We start from the raw sequence: 16,878 nt of genomic DNA, 5'->3' as shown, positions 1-16,878 counted from the left end.
TTCTAGTACAGCACGGCGTAAATAAACCAAGTATTAGACAGCTAACACTTTACCCTTATATGTCCACTGAAAAGGTTTAGCCATTGTTTTATTAAAGTAGTCGATAAATTCAAGAATTCGGGTTTTTAGGTCATCCTGACTCTTGAAGCTAGCACGCTGAAGTAACTTACGAACCAAAATACTGAACCAAATTTCAATCTGGTTGAGCCAAGAAGAGTGTTTAGGGGTGTAATGGAAAACAATTCGATGTGTTTTGTCACTTAAAAAAGCAGCACGGGATTTCATGGATTTGAGTATTCCCCTTTTTCCTTTAATACCCAGATCGATATTCAAACCTTCTTTTTCTGCAACCAAACGAACCAGCGATTCAGACTGATGCGTATTCAGACAATCCATGATTAGATGCCATTTTTTAGCATTGGGTTCACTTTCAATGATTCGACGAATATTGAGAACAAAATCAACTTCTGTTCGAGAATCTCCACAAGTAGGCTCGATAATCTTACCAGTAGCGACATCAAAATTAGCAATTAAACTCTGTGTACCGTGACGAATATACTCAAACTCCCTTCTTTCAACTTTACCAGGTCGCATCGGTAAATCTTTTTCTAGACGCTCTGTAGCTTGAATACCCGTCATTTCATCAATTGATATTGTACGCTCTGCGTTTTGATAACGTTCAATCGCACTTATGTATAAACCAGTAATATCTTCAACTTTTACGTCAAATTCTTCGTCCTTAGGGGGGGGTTAACCAGTAACTACTCTGGTGGGGTTTAAGTTCTGCCTCTTCTAGTAATCTTCCAACATGGCGGACAGATATGCTTTCAATAATCCCTTGCTTTATAATTTCGTCTGCTAGTTCTCTTGGTGTCCAATGACTTATTGGTCGTCCGTAGTCTTCGGGTTTTGAACATGCAAGGGCAAACAGTTTGATTACTTGCTCCATACTAAATTTTACTGGTGCCCCAATACGCTCCGAATCTCGTAGTCTCTCAAAAGTAGGCAACTTTTTATCGCTAGTTTTAAACCATCGGTTTCGCCATAAACGAGCCATATCCAGACTTATATTTAATGTTCGAGCAATTTCGCCATTATTTTTCCCCTCTGACGCTAGAAGAATTATTTTTGCACGTAGTACTATTTGTTGCCCTGTATTGTGTCGGTTTACCAACTCTTGCAGTTCTGAGCGATCGCCATCGCTTAAGTTTAATTGTTTTGGAGCTAATCCTGCCACATCCTAATTCTCCGCTTCTCAGCAAAAACTACTTTTAATCTAATTACTCATTCTCCCACAGTAATACCTGGTTAACTTACGCCGTGCTGTACTAGACTGTAGATTCTAGTTTTTATGTAAGGAATTTTGAATAAACTTTTAAGAAGAGTTACTGAGTTCTTAACTATTAGTTACTTTGCGATTTCTATGCGAGTTTTTTAATTTAGGCAAAGGCGAACCGAGCAAGCTCAGATTGAGAACATGACCCCCTGTGACTAAATAAACTTCTTGGCTGATACCTGCCAACTGACGCACCAAATGACCTAGGCGATCGCGAAAAGTTCGACCAATAGGATAAGCTGGCACAACACCCCAACCTGTTTCCTCTGCAACAAAAATCACATCAGCAGAAACTAACTCGACTGTTTCTAAAAACTCTTGAACAATGTTTTCCCAAATCAACTCGTCTTGTTCCAAAAAATTTGCTACCCAAGTACCTAAAGAATCTACCAAAAGACAGATATTTGGTTCTGCGTTGGCAAAAGTTGCAGACAATTCATATGGCACTTCTAATGTCGCCCAATGTTGAGGACGGCGTTGTTTATGTTGTAGAATACGTTGTTGCCATTCTTTATCTTCTGAGTTTTCTACTGCCGTTGCCACATAGATAACCGCTTTTTGTGATTGCATAGCCAAAATTTCTGCCCATTCACTTTTACCAGAACGTGCTGGTCCAGTTACTAATACGACTTTACTCAAAGCTGTTTACCTAGTATCTTGAATTGAGAAGGGTTGCAACTCTACTAGGTTATCAGTAAATGATGTAGTGGCTCTTGTGGCTTTACCCTTGAACACTACAAACACAACACACTTTGATATTGGTATGAAAGCAGGCATAAAACGCATAGAGGCAACTCTACACGATTTGGGGACTCGCAACACTGCTGAATCTGCCGAAGCAGATACTTCAACAAAGCAGTCTCTATCGTTTCGGATCAGCTTTGGGGGAGCAGAGCACTCAGCAGATCATCCTGAGCTTTGCGAGGAAGAGCCTTCTGGGCACTTTGAACAAAACTTCGCTACCTACAATACTTCTGTGCAAACTTTTCCCGCGCAAGACAGCAGTGGCAAAACACCAAGCCTACCTAAGCTCAAAACTCCTGGCTTTACTAGCCATCGCAATGCAGCAAATCCCGCCTTTGCAATGAATTTGTTGCAAGATATTCAGCAAAGTGTCGGATCTTGGCAAAAAGAACTGCAAAAAATTCTCCGCCAGATTCAAGATCTTTATTTAGAAGGACCCATTGTCAATGGCTGGCTAGAATCCCATGAACGCGAACCCGAACCAGGAGGAACCGCAACACTGCGTCATGCAGAAGTTGACCGTCTGATGGACTACGTAGAAGAAATTTGTGCAGAAAAGACAAATGTTTCCTGCCAATCACCCCGTGCTGGGTATCGTTTGTGTGGTTTGGATGCTTCTGGTAAAGTGTGGTCACGTCCATGTCCACCTGATCAGGTTGCAAGCGTGAGCATGGCAATTGCGCGTTACCAAAAATTGCGCCAACTGTTGGGACGAAAGCAAGATCTAGAAACTCGTCTCAATCAACTAGCAGAAACTCTTGTGATTTTGCACGGTCATATTCAATCGCAGTAATTTCACTGAAATTTCGCGCTTAGAATACAGAACTCAGGACTCAGCAACCCAAAAGGGTATCTTTTACACCTATTAATGAGTCGGAAACCAGAGAAACTAAAGTTATTCGTATTGAGTCGTAGACATAATTCTGAGTTCTGTTTTTTGAATTATTCAGAAAAATCTTCGTAAAGAACTAAAGATAATTTCATCTTTTCTAAAAAAAAGTTGTTTGTTAGTGCGAAATATTTGCTATAGATAAGATCAACAGCAGGGTAGAGTGAGACTTTGTTATTGCTTAGTGGTTAGTAAAATAGCTAACAACTGTCAACCGAAAACGAACAACCAACAAAGTCCAAAAAAGATAAACTGAAAGTATATGCCAAACACACAAATCTCTGCGATTATTTGTACTCACAATCGAGACACCTATTTAGGCGCTGCGATAGATAGCCTTTTGGCACAGGATTTTGATGGTGAGTTTGAAGTTGTGGTCGTGGATAATGGATCGAGCGATCGCACTGTTGAAGTCGTAGAACAAAGAAGCCACAATCCTCGCCTTAAGTATATCTTTGAGCCTGTGATTGGTTTATCTGTTGCTCGCAACACTGGCGCGAGAGTTGCTAGTGCTGAAATTTTGGCATATCTTGACGACGATGCAGAAGCTAGCTCTGACTGGTTACAGGTTTTATACTCAGCTTATCAAGATAACCCGAAACTAGCGATCGCTGGTGGCAAAGTGACTCTATTATGGCCAGAAGGAACCCAAGCACCATTTTGGCTATCAAAAGGATTATCTGCCAATTTGGGAGCATACGACTTAGGCGACAGTATTGTCTACATTGATAACCCAGGACAAACCCCCAGAGGCTTGAACTACTCTATCCGCCACAGTTTTCTCGAAACAGTAGGGGGTTTTAATACTCATCTTGGTCGAATTGGGACAAAATTATTATCAAACGAAGAACTGCAAATGACCGAACTTGCCCTGCAACACCAAATGCAAGTTGCTTATCTTCCCAACGCCACAGTCGCTCACAATGTCTCCCCAGAACGCCTCAAACGCTCTTGGTTTATTAGCCGGGGTTGGTGGCAAGGAGTGAGTGAGTGTTACCGCGAACAACTTGCTGGCAAAGCTGGTTTCGGTCAATTGCAGCGTGGTAGCGAGCGTTTTTTTCGGGGTTTGTATAAAACATTACAATATTTTCCCGATCCAGCAGAACGATTTGATAAACTTGTGTATGCATATGGTCAAATTGGATACCTAAGTACTGCTATTCAGGGTCTTCTGTCCAAATCTAAGAAAGAGTAACAACCTATGACTTGTATGTCTTTCAAATTACCCGTGTCTGTCCTCATTCCAGCCAAAAACGAACAAGCGAATTTGCCTGCTTGTCTGGAAAGTGTTCAAACCGCTGATGAGGTCTTTGTTATAGATTCTCAAAGTACTGACAAAAGCGTCGAAATTGTTCAAAGTTATGCTGCGAACGTCGTACAATTCTACTTTAATGGAAGCTGGCCTAAAAAGAAAAATTGGTCTTTAGAAAATTTACCCTTCCGTAACGAGTGGGTGTTAATTGTTGATTGTGATGAGCGCATTACCGCCGAACTGTGGGATGAAATTGCCCAAGTTATTCAAAATCCCGAATACGATGGTTACTACCTCAACCGCCGAGTTTTTTTCTTAGGAACATGGATTCGCCACGGCGGTAAATATCCCGATTGGAATTTGCGTTTATTTAAACATAAAAAAGGTCACTACGAAAACCTTGAGACTGGGGATGTTCCCAACACTGGTGATAACGAAGTTCACGAACACGTTATCTTAGATGGAAAAGCTGGATATCTGAAAAACGACATGATACACGAGGATTTTCGTGACCTTTTTCACTGGATAGAACGGCATAACCGTTATTCCAATTGGGAGGCTCATGTTTATCAAAATCTTCTCGCTGGTAAAGATGATACCGAGACCATTGGCGCAAATTTCTTTGGAAATGCCGTACAGCGTAAGCGCTTCCTGAAAAAATTGTGGGTGCGACTACCATTTAAACCGTTTTTGCGGTTTATTTTGTTCTACATCATTCAGCGTGGTTTTTTGGATGGTAGAGCCGGGTATATTTATGCACGGCTTCTCAGTCAATATCAGTATCAAATAGAGGTCAAACTTTACGAATTACGTCAATATAGCGGACAACTCAACATCACATCCACAACCAGCGGCTGAGAACCACATGCCCTGGTGGATGTGGGAGAAAATCGCCCGGGTTTAAAAATTCAAAATTCATTTTTGAATCAAGCAAATAGTGCTTTAGGAGCATCTGACAAGCGGCGCACCACCCGTTATGAATCAAAGAAACACTCTTTCCCTTCTTTGGTATTCCCTATTAAGCGTTCCCTGTGTTTCTTAAAAGACAAGGAGACAAGGAAGCTTGTAACCTTGGACTAATGACTAATGACTCATAACTAATGACTAGTGAAGAACCTTTTGTAGATTTACGTAAATATAACCAATCCTGGTTTGACCGAGGACGGGCAGGTTGGTATATTTTGTTATGGTGGTTTGTACAGGCGATCGCCTTCCCCCTAACCCCCCACCCGCTCAATAGTCTACGTTGCGCGTTGCTGCGGCTGTTTGGCGCTCGTGTTGGCAAAGGCGTAATCATTAGACCTACAGCTCGCTTTACTTACCCTTGGAAAATTACAATTGGGGACTACAGTTGGATAGGAGATGACGTAGTTCTCTACAGCCTTGACGATATCAACATTGGTGAGCACTGCGTCATTTCTCAAAAAAGTTACCTGTGTACTGGTAGCCATGATATAACAGATCCAGCTTTTGGATTGAAAACAGCGAGTATCATCATCGGTAATGGAGTATGGATAGCCGCTGATTGCTTCGTTGGACTAGGAGTAAAAATTGGGGCTAATGCTGTGATTGGCGCTCGTAGTAATGTTTTTAGTGACATACCTTCTGAGCAAGTTAGCTGGGGAACCCCTTGTACTCCTCGCTATTTAAGAAAGCGGGAGTCAATAAGTTAACATTCGTCAAACTTCTGGTTTTGGTGTTGGAGGCATGACTACTTTTTTCGCTAATCCCAGAGTTTGCAATGTCTTAATTGCCCACCAAGTCATATCCACTTCCCACCACTGGTATCCAGCTTTTGCAACATTTGGGTGAGCATGGTGATTATTATGCCAACCTTCTCCATAAGTTAAAAGTGCTGCCCACCAAAGATTACGAGAGTTGTCCTTCAACTGGAAACGACGATAACCGCGCAAGTGAGTTGCAGAGTTGATGAACCAAGTGGTATGCCAAAGCAATACTGCTCGCACAAAGACTCCATAGATCACAAAAGACCATCCACCCAAAACATACAGTAGGACACCAACAGGAATTTGGAGCAGTAAGAAGTAGCGATTTAGCCAACGATAGTATGGATCGCGCTCTAATTCCGCAGCAAATCGTTTGTAATGTTCGTGTTCAAAAAACTCTGGACGTGGGTAAAAAATCCAAAGCATATGACTCCACCAAAAACCACGCTTGGCAGAGTAGGGATCTTTATCTAGATCTTCTGTATACGCATGATGCAGCCGATGTCCAGCAACCCAAAAGATTGGTCCTCCTTGCATGGCGAGTGCTCCCAAGGTGGCGATCGCATATTCCAACCACTTCGGCACAGATAAACTTCGGTGAGTCAAAAGTCGGTGATACCCTAAACAGATACCAATGCTGCCAAACAACCAATGCAAGAATATCATGACTCCCAAAGCAGACCAAGAAAAACACCAGGGAGCGAGCATTGCCAAGGCATGAATTGTACCGAAAAATGCCACGTTGGTCCAGCTCAGAGTAAGCGGCTGCTTACCAACTGCCGCAGCTGAGTTGATAGTCATAAATTTTCCTTTAACGTGAATACCGTAAATACACTAGTACACTCTTGCACTAGTTACCACATCACCTGTCAAAACTGGCGAAGATAGCTAAAGTAAAAACAGAGGATGCAAGTGCTACTTACATCTGTTAGCTTAGCAAAGATAAAATTTTAATGCAAGTGCCACTTGCACTTTCGATTTATGTCTGGGGAAATCATTTCAACGCGACAAAGGCTGATTAATGCAGCAATGGAGTTGTTTGCAGCTCAAGGAATTACCGAAACGACAACCAAGGCAGTCGCAGAATTAGCAAAAGTTAATGAAGTGACGCTATTCCGGCAATTTGGCAATAAGCACGGATTGGTTCTGGCGGTCATTTCCGAATCGCCAGTGTTTAAAGAACTCGGTCAATCCTTAACAACACAAGCAAGTCAAACAAACAGTGTTTACCAAGCTCTCAAAGACTACTGCGAAAACCGCTTAACGGCTTTAGAACAAGTTCCAGAATTGGTACGTTCTCTGGTAGGTGAGGCGGGAAAATACCCAGTAGAAAATCGTCAGGCACTGGGAAAAAGCTTAACTCAAGCAAATGACTATGTTGCTGAATATTTTGCAACAGTGATGGAACGCGACCAATTACATATACAATTATCACCTCAAAAGCTAGCAAGTTTACTCAATAGTATGTTGTTGGGGTATGCCGTCATTGAGTTTACCAGTGAATTTCATGAACTTTGGCATGACAGAGATGAGTTTTTAGAAACTTTGGTGGCACTGTTTTTAAAGGTCGCCACACAATCCTCAAATCAAGTTAATAGTGAGTTTATTCCGACAGAAAACGTTATAGATTTACCAGCGAGTTTAGTCCACTTGGTTTTGCAAAGAGGCAAAAAATCAGGACTGCGAGATTATGCTCTTATATACGTTTTGTTTGGCGCAGGCTTATCTCCAGAAGAAATTGTGAATTTAGAGCGTTCCCATCAAATCCAAGATTCCAACCAGTACTTATTGCAAATCACTCAGGGCGCTACTCGACAAGTTCCTGTGAATCAGTGGATTATGGGTAAACGATATGGATCGTATACTCGCAATCCCTTAACTCAGTGGCTCAAAAGTCGTAAAGATGACCACTCTGCATTCTTTCTCAATGATGATGGAATACCAATCACAGAGCCAGAAATACAACAGCGCTGGCGAATATTAACTGAGGAATTATTAACACCAGAAGGGCAACAGCCAGTTATTGAGCAAGCTCAACAGACATGGTGTGTAGAAATGTTGATGAAGGGAATGAACTTGGAAGATATGAGTATCATTACAGGGTGGAATCGTGCAAAATTACAGGCCTATGCTCGTAGAGCCAGAGAAAAATCAGCTTTAGAGCAAGCGATTCGCCTCGATCAGAAGCCTCAGTAGTAATGAATACATCACTGACTCTCTTCTGGCAGCCAATCTTCATCTAATACGAACTCTACAGGATATGGACACTCTTTTGGAAACACTGAAATCTGTATATTAGTTTGCTTCGCTGCTTGGTGGCGTGCACGTTGGTAACTCTGTTCAAGTTGCTCTGTAGGATAGTTTTTAAGACTAGGACTATCTTCAATGGCTAATTCAATTTGAGTGCGTGCATCAGTGATAGAATCTAGCCAGCTATCCGAGCGACGCTGAGGTTGATATTGCCACTTGAGCAAATGTAGTAGAAGGCGAGTTAGTTGACTAGCAATCCCGCGCCGCTCACTCTTACCCAACTCTTCGACCTCTTGAATCAGATGCTCTACGTCAATTTCATGCCACCGACGCTCCCGCAAGAATTGGGCTGTCTGGTCAATCCATGAATTGAAATCTGTCAAATACGCTTCGTTCATGACTCGCTCTTTACTGCTAAAGCAGCATCGCTGATGTCTACAGCATCTCAATCATAACGCTTGATACCATAACAGTTTTCAGAGGGATAAATTATCCACTTAGACCCACTGCTGTTGCCTACTTCTATTGGTTTGTGACTTCATTTAACACTAGTAATTCAAAATTTGGTCAGCTTTAATGTGGGCATCTTGTATCTTTTGAAGATTGTCGAACCACTTCTAATTTTAGCCAGAATTAGGAAACTTCAACGGCTACTTCAGTAAACGAATAAAGCCTGCTTGCTCAAAATGTTGGTCGGTTGTCAAAGCCTGCTGAATGCCTAATTGTTGCATCACAACGAAAGATGTGCAGTCAACTAATGACCAAGCTTTGTCTGGTCTACTTTTGCAAAGTTCCCAAGCTGAAGTATCAATTACGTTATTAATGTGAATAATTTCAACATATGGCACAGTCTTGATAGCATCAACAATTTCAAAGACCTGTAAACGAGGAATCCGAAGCGGGCTGTTTAACAATGCTACCAATTCAGCAACTACATAATTTGTCGTAACAATCTTTTTCTGCTGTTGAAGAGCTAAACGAAAACACTGATCTGCTTGTGAATAATAGGATTGAGTATTAACAAAAAGACTTGCCCAACCAGATGGTTTGAGTCGAGAGGAGCTATTATGCTCCGTCCCTCTCAGTTAGATCCGGACGTGCCCGTTTCCGTGCATCCGGCTCCCGATGTTCTAAGGTTTCCCCTTGCTCATGTGGATGTAGTTGTGACAACTTTGATGTATGGCTAGAAGATTGTTTGCTTTCCAGTTCTGGTGGTTACCATCTACATGATGTAGGTGGATTGTTTCACCTGGTAGCATCTTCATGCCGCAGTGACCACATGCATGGTTTTGCCGTTTTAAGGCTTTAGAGGTTTCGCCATCGTAGAGCTTGCTGTTACGCTCGCTCCAGTACTGGATGTCTCCGTCGTACGGTGATTTGTTACCTTTGACCATGACATATTTTCTTTCGGAGCAAGAAACTGCTGGGAATGCTTTGTTAGTCAGCGTTGCGCATGACCATCTGTCATTCTTTGTTTCTTTGTTGAATACCTTGAATGCTTTGCGTCTGGTGAACCATAGTGAGAACCGTGCTCCATCCATTTTGCAGAAGCGGTGGTAATTCCTCCATCCTCTAACCAAGGGGGCTAATTTCTCAGCTTTTACCTCGGAACCATAATTAGAGCAGTTGACGATAGTTTTTACTTTTTGACGGAATTTCTTGAAGTTCTCCAGCGAGGGAGTGCTTCTTACTTTCCCGTTGTTCTGTACCTTGAAGTGCCAGCCTAAAAAGTCGAAACCATCTGTCGATGCGGTTATCTTGGTTTTCTTCTCACTGATTTTCATTCCTCTTTCTGCTAGGAATTGGCTTATCTTTTCAAGTATTTCTTTTGCATTATCTTTGGGTTTAAGAAAAATTACCATGTCGTCAGCGTAGCGGACGGTTGGTTCTATTATCTTGTTAGGAGATGTCCTATCGGTTATCTTTGACCCTTGGTTGTGATACCTGTGGACACTTTCTATTCCATTGAGTGCAATATTAGCTAGTAGGGGACTTACCACACCACCTTGGGGGGTTCCTTGTTCTGGAAAGTTGGGATGTATTCCGGCTTTTAGGCATCGAAAGATACCAATTTTCATCCCTTTTGGTGCTATCAAGTTATCCATGATAGTTGTGTGGCTTATCCGGTCGAAGCATTTTTCGATATCGAGTTCTATTACTCGCTTTTCTATTCCATTTGCGTAGGAGTTTAGGCTGTTGAGGACTTGTCTCTGTGCATCATGTGCTGAGCGTCCTGTTCTGAATCCATAGCTCCGTGCATGGAATGTTGCTTCATGTGCTGGTTCTAGAGCAAACTTTGCAAGGCATTGCCATGCTCTGTCTGTGATAGTGGGGACTTTTAAAGTCCGGAATGTTCCGTCCTTTTTAGGTATCGGGATTTCCCGTAATCTGTTATGATGCCAATTAGAGTAATTGAGCTTGAGGTGTTCCTCAAGTGCAAGGCGTTCTTCAAAGTTGAGGGACGCTTTGCCATCAATACCCGCAGTCCTCTTACCAGCATTAAGCTGAGTTACTTGACGTATAGCCAATAGCCGTGCAGCTTTGGATTTCAGAATCAGTTTCTGAAGTGACCGCGCTTTCCGCATGTCTCCTGCTTTAACTGCTTTGAACACTCTAACTTGTAGGCGGAATAAATTGCGCCGGAATTTCTTCCAGGGTAATTTGCTCCAAGATTCACTAGTATTGCTACTGTGTCTAATCATGCTCTGACTCCTAAGAATGTTTTCTGAACACCTTACAGCAATTACGCCGTATCCTACCCGTGTTAGGAGGTTTACACCTCTCGTCTGGTTTACCTGAGTTTTCGACCTTTCTCAAGACTCCTAACCCGTTTTTCTTCGTTCCCTAGATTAGATTGTTTTGTGTATTTTAGGTGTAACCACTTCAACCGTTAGAACCCCTTGTTCTTGTCGCTTGCTGGACTAACATCGACGGGGTTTTGTCTCTAACGAAGTCAGGGGTTTTTATGTTATGCCCTGCTTTACTTTGGGTTGCTTTTTTAGGTTCTGTCTCACCTTGTACACTCCCTGTTAGCGCCAGTGTCAGCCCATAACTGCCGTCTGATTGCGCCCTGCTTCCAGCTTCACTCTGCAAAATTCCGAGTTTGCTCGGTGTGGACAGGTAAGGAGTCACTCCTGAACTTGGAGGATAGGGCTTTCACCTACATCTTTTGTCTAGAGTTCAGTCAAAAATGATTGACTGGATATCTTATTTTGCGGATTTTAACCGTGATTCAGATATCAACGAATCGCACTATCCACAAATATGCTACTCGACACCCTTCAACTCCTGACATAAAGCTTGCCCAAGATAGTAGTCATGGTTTTCTGCTAGATCAGGAATGTCTACACTAACAGAGCCAATTAGTCGTAAAAGGGGGTCTGTTTCTGTTTGTTGCATGGAATCAGATTGAAATGAAGTCGTTAATTGTTGTGACAGGACTTGCAACACGACTTCCTCTGGAGACTTATTCAAGCGTTCTGCTTGAACAGCCAGTGCTTGCTCTAAGTCGTCTGGAAGAGTAATCACGAAAGTTTTAGCCATAGATCCTCCTTCAGGCTGGGCTGTAACTATTTTACAGCGCTTTTCAGGTACATAAACCACGCTCTTTGGGGCTGTTCTATGCCCATACGTGTCAACTTAAGCTGAAAAGCGCTGTGTTGACCTACTTATCTCATTTGGAAAAATTACTTAGTAGCCAAGTTAGTAGGGTAATTATTATGGAAGCAAGACCTGAAATGAGGAAAGTAACAATATCACTTGGAAGCTTACCTGTCAAAAAGCCAGCCTGAATGCTAGCAACCGGAAATCGAGAATCTAGACCGACTTGAATTTTTTGAGCTTCTCCAGAGAAACGTACTTCTAATCCTTTGGGAGGTGTTTGAGTTTTTAAAGCTCCATCAGAGATGAGGACTTGTGCATCTTGAGATGAATTTGAAGGTAATTCTATACTACGTATTAACTGAATTCCAGGAGTTTCAGGTTTTGGCATTAAAAATTGTTTGCGCTGCATCTTTAGTTCTCGCTCCGCCATACGAATCTCGCCTCGGAGAATTGTGGAAGTGCGTAAGTTGTCCCTAATGTCAGTGCCAGACTGATCTTCAGTATAAAATTTCATATTTGTGACTTCTATCTTACCTCTAAACCATTGCTCTGATTCATTTTCTGATGGATTTGGCAAGCCTACAGAGATATCTACCGCTTGGGTTATTGGTAGCTTAAATTCTTCATTGTTCGGTGTATACAGAAACTCAATTTCTTTGGGATTACCAGGATTATCTTGTAATTTTAGTTGAGGCAGAGAATAACCACTTGTGATGACTATCTTTAATGGCTGTTGACCTAGACTAAGTTGCAAGAAATTTGTTTTTCTAGATTTTCGATTATCTGACTGAATATCTTTTAAAGATAGAGAAAGCTTATATCCTTGTGGATTATAACTAAAAGCATCAACTTTTGTATTCTTCTGTAATCTAAGGTCAAGTAAATTCAGTTGATTTTCTTTAGAGTTTGTGGGGATCATTATCCACCGACTCTTTTCAGATTTGAATTGAAAGGTGAGTTGATTTAACTGGGTCAATGATTTATTCAATTATGGGTTGGATTTACTGATAAACCTGCCTGTTAAAGTAAGATTTTGGATACCTTGGACTGATATTTGAGAAATCCCCTAAATATTTTTGAGCAACGTTTGGTTTTCTTGAGCACTAGTCAAACTCATTTTTTGAACAGTTAAATAACCTTCAAAAATTTGAGGACTAGGAAGTATCAACTTGATTGTGACAACCAAGAGGACAAGAAGTACAACTAAAACAATAGCTGGTGATTTTTTTTGTTGGAAGTAATTCTGAAATCGATGAAAACTCCTTCTAAATACATTTCTAAAGAATCTCACAAGAGATAGCAGTAAATTTAGGAGTCGAGTACGGTAGGTTAAGAATAAGAGCTTCCAGTTTCTACGTGGGAACATTTCAGTTAAATAAACTTAAGTTCTGCACCAACTCATTTGAACCAACTCGGATTGTGTTCAAAAGTAATAACTTGAGACAACGGCTTAGGTGGTTTTCCTTCTTGCTCTTGTAGTGCAGTAATACGGAGTTCGTATCGACCAGCAGGTTGTTTGCGTCCATCCCAATTCACAAAAACTTCTCCAGCAGCTTGAGAGGAGGAGCGAGGGTTTTTATAAACGCGCTGTCCATCTTTAACCCTAACAATTTCAAGTTTTGGGAAGCTAGCAGATCGCTCAGTAAAGAAGACAAACTGATACTCGCTTGAGTTTTGTCCTAGGATTACAGGTACATAGAAAGGTTGAGTGCCTGAACTTATCCAAGCGAGAGTTCGCAAGCTGTCTGGTGGGACTTGTGCTTGCTTGAGAACTCTAGTAGACACGCGAAAACTGGAAGAACCAGGTGTAAGGTTTGCCTCATTCAGAAGGTAATTGATTTTCAGCGATTGCACTCGTATTTCTGGAGTTGCACTACCAACACCAGGAATCTTTAAGGTTAAGTCGCTGCTATAGGAAGTAATAGTACCTATCGCTAAAGAGATGATACGGAATAAACCACTACTTGACTCGCCAGAACGTTGGCGAACAATTCCCTCACAATAGCTTGTGTGTAATCTGCGATCGCACCTTTATCATCCATCAATTGACTTGACTTCCATCCTTGTAGAGGGAAATTGTCACCACTCCCTTGGCTTCATCTCTCATAGCAACATCTAGTCTGAGTGTTCGATACTTACTGTTAGCTCTGCAAACAATCTCACTTTCAATGTACACTTCCCATTTGTATGAGAAAATTTCTCTGCTGAGTGCAAATTCCCCACTTCTTTGCAACCAAGGGAAATTAGATAAACCGTAGGGACTCTTTGCCGTCACACATGTATTTATGTCTTGTACTTGTAGCCCAGTGTTTTTTGATTGGGCTACCAGCTTACCTGAAGTGCTTAAGATAACTGAAATAGCCCCCAGTGAAACCAGGCAACGGATTAATCTAAAATTTTTCATACGGTATCTATTGTAAAATTTAAAACTAAAACTGATTAATATTTAATGTAGTCATTATTATATTCTTGTTCCTAATTACGTAAAAAATATTACTTTATTTTAAAGAATTATCCTGGAATTTCATGGAAAATTGCTAGAAATCAAGTATTTCTAGCGGTTCTCATTTGAATCACATCATATAGAGCACGTAAATGCTACGCCTCCACAGTTGTGTATTGCAAGCAACACCAAAAACACTATATTTTTGAACTGACGAATTCTTTTGTGTGAGTCATCATAGACATGGATCTGTGGCAAAGCGACACAGATCCCTTTTATAGTTTTGATACTGATAGTTAAGCCTTACCTTCCGGTAACGTCAGGATTTCAACGCCGTCTTCAGTTACAGCGAGAGTGTGCTCAAATTGAGCGGAAAGTTTGCGATCGCCGACTTGCAATTCGAGCAACCATATCCACAAACAATCATCTGATGCAGTGGAAGCTGCTTTGGGTTTGGCTACAATGCCTATATAAGTTGAAATATACAGCTATGCCTGAGTTAACTGTTAGTATTAGCCAAACTACCCATGAAACCTTATTGAAATTGGCACAAACCTCTGGTGAGACAATTCAGACGGTGTTAGACAGGGCGATAGAGAATTACCGTAGGCATGTATTCTTAGTGCAAGCTAATCAAGCGTTTGCCGCTTTAAGACAGAATGAAGCACTTTGGCAGGAAGAACAGGCAGAGAGACAGGTATGGGATCAAACAATGGCTGATGGGGTGCAAGAATAGTGGCGCAAATTGCCAGAGGGGAGGTGTGGTTAGCAGATCTCAATCCAGTCAGAGGACATGAGCAAGCCGGAAAGCGTCCTTGTCTGATTATTTCAGTCGATTTATTTAATCAAGGTGCATCTGGTTTGATCGTTGTCTTACCGATTACCTCAAAGGAAAAAGGAATCCCTTTTCACGTAGAACTGAACCCGCCAGAGGGAGCATTAAAAGTACAAAGTTTTGTCAAGTGCGAGGATGTGAGGTCGATTTCTGTAGAGCGTCTTGAAAAGCGATGGGGTGAGAAACTGTAACTTAATTCCTACCCACTTCTACCCATTATTACTCATTCTTGGGTAGGTCACAGATGAGTTGGTCAACAAATTCTCTAAGCCGTTCTTGCCAGTTGGGGACGGCTTTAAGTTTAGCTCTGGCGCCTTTACGCACTTTAAAGCACACTGATGTTGGATCAAGCGCTTCATTCTCTTGCGGCTGATAAGCATGTTTATTATTTTTCGCAAATGGCATCGGATAAAATATAGCTGTACATGCTAGAATTCTAGCATGTACAGCTACGAGTCGAGATGCTATTAGGTTTCAAGACTGAATTAAAATTGAATAAAGCGCAGCGCACGGCATTAATGAAGCATTCTGGAGTAGCTCGCCACGCTTGGAATTGGGGACTTGGACTGACAAAACAAATCCTCGACCATAACAAAACCAATTCTGATTCCAAAATTAAATTTCCTACTGCCATTGACCTGCATAAGTGGTTGGTAGCATTAGTGAAATCTGAGAACGAGTGGTACTACGAGTGCAGTAAGTCCACGCCACAACAGGCATTAATGGCTTTGCGCGAGGCATGGAAGCGTTGTTTTAACAAGACTGCTGGAGTCCCTAAATTCAAAAAGAAAGGTAAACGTGACTCTTTCACTTTAGAAGGCACTGTCAAAATCCTAAGCAGTAACAAAATTCAAGTACCATGTATTGGTGTACTCAAAACCTACGAGCGCCTACCTCAAGTCAAGCCAAAATCTTGTACTATATCGCGTCAAGCTGACAGATCGTTTATCAGTTTCCGGCTTGAAGTAGAAGCCCAGGAACTAAACAATACAGACGTTGTAGGCGTTGACCTTGGTGTGAAAACATTGGCGACTCTCAGCACCGGTGAGGTGATATTAGGTGCGAAGTCCTACAAAAAGTACGAGGCGAAATTAAGCAGAATGCAGTGGTTGAATCGGCATAAAATTATCGGTTCAGCTAACTGGGAAAAGGCACAGATGCAGGTTGCTAGACTTCACAGAAAAATTGCCAACATTCGTAAAGATACGCTCCACAAGCTCACAACATTACTTGCTAAAAACCACGGTACAGTAGTGATTGAAGACTTAAATGTGTCAGGAATGATGGCTAATCACAAACTAGCGAAAGCAATTGCTGATATGTCTTTGTTTGAATTTCGTCGCCAGTTGACTTACAAGTGTACCTTGCGAGGTTCAAAGCTTGTTGTGGTTGACCGATGGTTTCCAAGTTCTAAGACCTGTTCTAACTGTGGAACAAAAAAAGAAACACTCACTTTGGATGAGCGAGTGTTTGAATGTAATCACTGTGGATTCATCATTGACCGCGATTTAAACGCTGCAATCAATTTGAGTAAAGCCGCCAGTTAGACGGTCTTAGCCTGTGGACTGGATTCGTCCGAACGAACCACACCGAAGCAGGAAGTAACCGAAGCCTAAAGTAAACCTCATGGTCAACTTGTACAGAAAAGTCAAGTTATGGGTAGCTTTGGGTAGGTGTTATGTAACGGTACAGTGTCTCCAGAAACATTGACAGCAGTCGAAGACAGGCTAAGAATTTTGATGGGGTTGTAGTTATTCTAGGTAAATTAGAGTGTTTTTCTTGGCGATCGCCATAGGCGA

20 protein-coding genes and 1 pseudogene are annotated in these 16,878 nt (G+C 41.7%); 8 read left to right on the top strand and 13 right to left on the bottom strand.

From position 1 onward, the window contains the following. Window positions 1-33: 33 nt before the first annotated feature. The 3 genes from DP114_RS05970 to cobU all read right to left on the bottom strand — a co-directional run bounded on the left by DP114_RS05970 (window position 34) and on the right by cobU (window position 1,975). Entirely contained in the window at window positions 34-654 is a 621-nt protein-coding gene (locus tag DP114_RS05970) for a transposase (RefSeq protein WP_256379390.1), read from the bottom strand. Window positions 655-739: 85 nt separating this feature from the next. Then, entirely contained in the window at window positions 740-1,237 is a 498-nt protein-coding gene (locus DP114_RS05965) for a helix-turn-helix domain-containing protein (RefSeq protein ID WP_169263472.1), read from the bottom strand. Between the two features lie 159 nt (window positions 1,238-1,396). Further along, complete coding sequence (gene cobU / locus DP114_RS05960) at window positions 1,397-1,975, bottom strand: bifunctional adenosylcobinamide kinase/adenosylcobinamide-phosphate guanylyltransferase (protein ID WP_171975693.1); 579 nt, start codon at window positions 1,973-1,975, stop codon at window positions 1,397-1,399. A 124-nt stretch (window positions 1,976-2,099) separates the two neighbouring features. On the opposite strand from cobU, the gene DP114_RS05955 reads away from it, so the two are divergent. From DP114_RS05955 to hpsU, 4 genes are all read left to right on the top strand, one after another. After that, entirely contained in the window at window positions 2,100-2,873 is a 774-nt protein-coding gene (locus tag DP114_RS05955) for a hypothetical protein (RefSeq protein ID WP_169267493.1), read from the top strand. Between the two features lie 358 nt (window positions 2,874-3,231). After that, a complete protein-coding gene (locus DP114_RS05950; RefSeq protein ID WP_171975692.1) occupies window positions 3,232-4,164 on the top strand; it encodes a glycosyltransferase family A protein in 933 nt (310 codons plus the stop codon). A 15-nt stretch (window positions 4,165-4,179) separates the two neighbouring features. After that, window positions 4,180-5,079, top strand: coding sequence for a glycosyltransferase family 2 protein (locus DP114_RS05945; protein ID WP_171978124.1), 900 nt, complete (start codon window positions 4,180-4,182; stop codon window positions 5,077-5,079). Window positions 5,080-5,321: 242 nt separating this feature from the next. After that, window positions 5,322-5,894, top strand: a complete 573-nt coding sequence (hpsU, locus tag DP114_RS05940) for a hormogonium polysaccharide biosynthesis acetyltransferase HpsU (protein WP_171975691.1) — start codon at window positions 5,322-5,324, stop codon at window positions 5,892-5,894. A 6-nt stretch (window positions 5,895-5,900) separates the two neighbouring features. Here the strand turns inward: hpsU and DP114_RS05935 are convergent, their stop codons facing one another. Then, complete coding sequence (locus tag DP114_RS05935; protein ID WP_171975690.1) at window positions 5,901-6,749, bottom strand: acyl-CoA desaturase; 849 nt, start codon at window positions 6,747-6,749, stop codon at window positions 5,901-5,903. A 180-nt stretch (window positions 6,750-6,929) separates the two neighbouring features. Between DP114_RS05935 and DP114_RS05930 the strand changes: the two genes are divergently transcribed. Continuing rightward, a complete protein-coding gene (locus DP114_RS05930) occupies window positions 6,930-8,144 on the top strand; it encodes a TetR family transcriptional regulator (protein ID WP_171975689.1) in 1,215 nt (404 codons plus the stop codon). 11 nt (window positions 8,145-8,155) lie between these two features. On the opposite strand, the gene DP114_RS05925 is transcribed toward DP114_RS05930, so the two are convergent. The 8 genes and pseudogenes from DP114_RS05925 to DP114_RS34735 all read right to left on the bottom strand — a co-directional run. Beyond that, window positions 8,156-8,596, bottom strand: a complete 441-nt coding sequence (locus DP114_RS05925) for a DUF29 domain-containing protein (protein WP_171975688.1) — start codon at window positions 8,594-8,596, stop codon at window positions 8,156-8,158. Window positions 8,597-8,848: 252 nt separating this feature from the next. Continuing rightward, on the bottom strand, window positions 8,849-9,283 hold the full coding sequence (locus DP114_RS35690; protein WP_169267500.1) for a type II toxin-antitoxin system VapC family toxin: 435 nt from the start codon (window positions 9,281-9,283) through the stop codon (window positions 8,849-8,851). A gap of 45 nt (window positions 9,284-9,328) precedes the next feature. After that, entirely contained in the window at window positions 9,329-10,900 is a 1,572-nt protein-coding gene (locus DP114_RS05915) for a group II intron reverse transcriptase/maturase (RefSeq protein ID WP_169268591.1), read from the bottom strand. A gap of 565 nt (window positions 10,901-11,465) precedes the next feature. After that, window positions 11,466-11,741, bottom strand: a complete 276-nt coding sequence (locus tag DP114_RS05910; protein WP_169268576.1) for a hypothetical protein — start codon at window positions 11,739-11,741, stop codon at window positions 11,466-11,468. A 130-nt stretch (window positions 11,742-11,871) separates the two neighbouring features. Further along, window positions 11,872-12,720, bottom strand: a complete 849-nt coding sequence (locus DP114_RS05905) for a hypothetical protein (RefSeq protein ID WP_169268577.1) — start codon at window positions 12,718-12,720, stop codon at window positions 11,872-11,874. 479 nt (window positions 12,721-13,199) lie between these two features. Beyond that, window positions 13,200-13,655, bottom strand: a complete 456-nt coding sequence (locus DP114_RS05900) for a hypothetical protein (protein ID WP_169268578.1) — start codon at window positions 13,653-13,655, stop codon at window positions 13,200-13,202. A 187-nt stretch (window positions 13,656-13,842) separates the two neighbouring features. Continuing rightward, window positions 13,843-14,205, bottom strand: a complete 363-nt coding sequence (locus tag DP114_RS05895) for a hypothetical protein (protein ID WP_169268579.1) — start codon at window positions 14,203-14,205, stop codon at window positions 13,843-13,845. 335 nt (window positions 14,206-14,540) lie between these two features. Beyond that, window positions 14,541-14,630: pseudogene (locus tag DP114_RS34735) on the bottom strand (type I methionyl aminopeptidase); the annotation flags it as partial. A gap of 104 nt (window positions 14,631-14,734) precedes the next feature. Here DP114_RS34735 and DP114_RS34730 point away from each other — a divergent pair. Continuing rightward, a complete protein-coding gene (locus DP114_RS34730) occupies window positions 14,735-14,980 on the top strand; it encodes a toxin-antitoxin system protein (RefSeq protein ID WP_169154942.1) in 246 nt (81 codons plus the stop codon). After that, window positions 14,980-15,270 carry a type II toxin-antitoxin system PemK/MazF family toxin gene (locus DP114_RS05885; RefSeq protein ID WP_169268581.1) on the top strand — a complete coding sequence of 97 codons (291 nt, stop codon included), beginning with the start codon at window positions 14,980-14,982 and terminating at the stop codon, window positions 15,268-15,270. Before DP114_RS34730 ends, DP114_RS05885 begins: the two co-directional genes overlap by 1 nt. Before the next feature lie 28 nt (window positions 15,271-15,298). Here the strand turns inward: DP114_RS05885 and DP114_RS05880 are convergent, their stop codons facing one another. After that, window positions 15,299-15,484, bottom strand: a complete 186-nt coding sequence (locus DP114_RS05880) for a hypothetical protein (RefSeq protein ID WP_169268582.1) — start codon at window positions 15,482-15,484, stop codon at window positions 15,299-15,301. A gap of 56 nt (window positions 15,485-15,540) precedes the next feature. On the opposite strand from DP114_RS05880, the gene DP114_RS05875 reads away from it, so the two are divergent. Continuing rightward, entirely contained in the window at window positions 15,541-16,626 is a 1,086-nt protein-coding gene (locus tag DP114_RS05875) for an RNA-guided endonuclease InsQ/TnpB family protein (RefSeq protein WP_169268583.1), read from the top strand. Window positions 16,627-16,878: the final 252 nt, after the last annotated feature.

The sequence above is a fragment of the Brasilonema sennae CENA114 genome (genome assembly GCF_006968745.1).
GTDB classification, from domain to species: Bacteria; Cyanobacteriota; Cyanobacteriia; order Cyanobacteriales; family Nostocaceae; genus Brasilonema; species Brasilonema sennae.
Note: the sequence above shows the minus strand (reverse complement) of the source record. Positions and strands in the feature narration are given on the sequence as shown.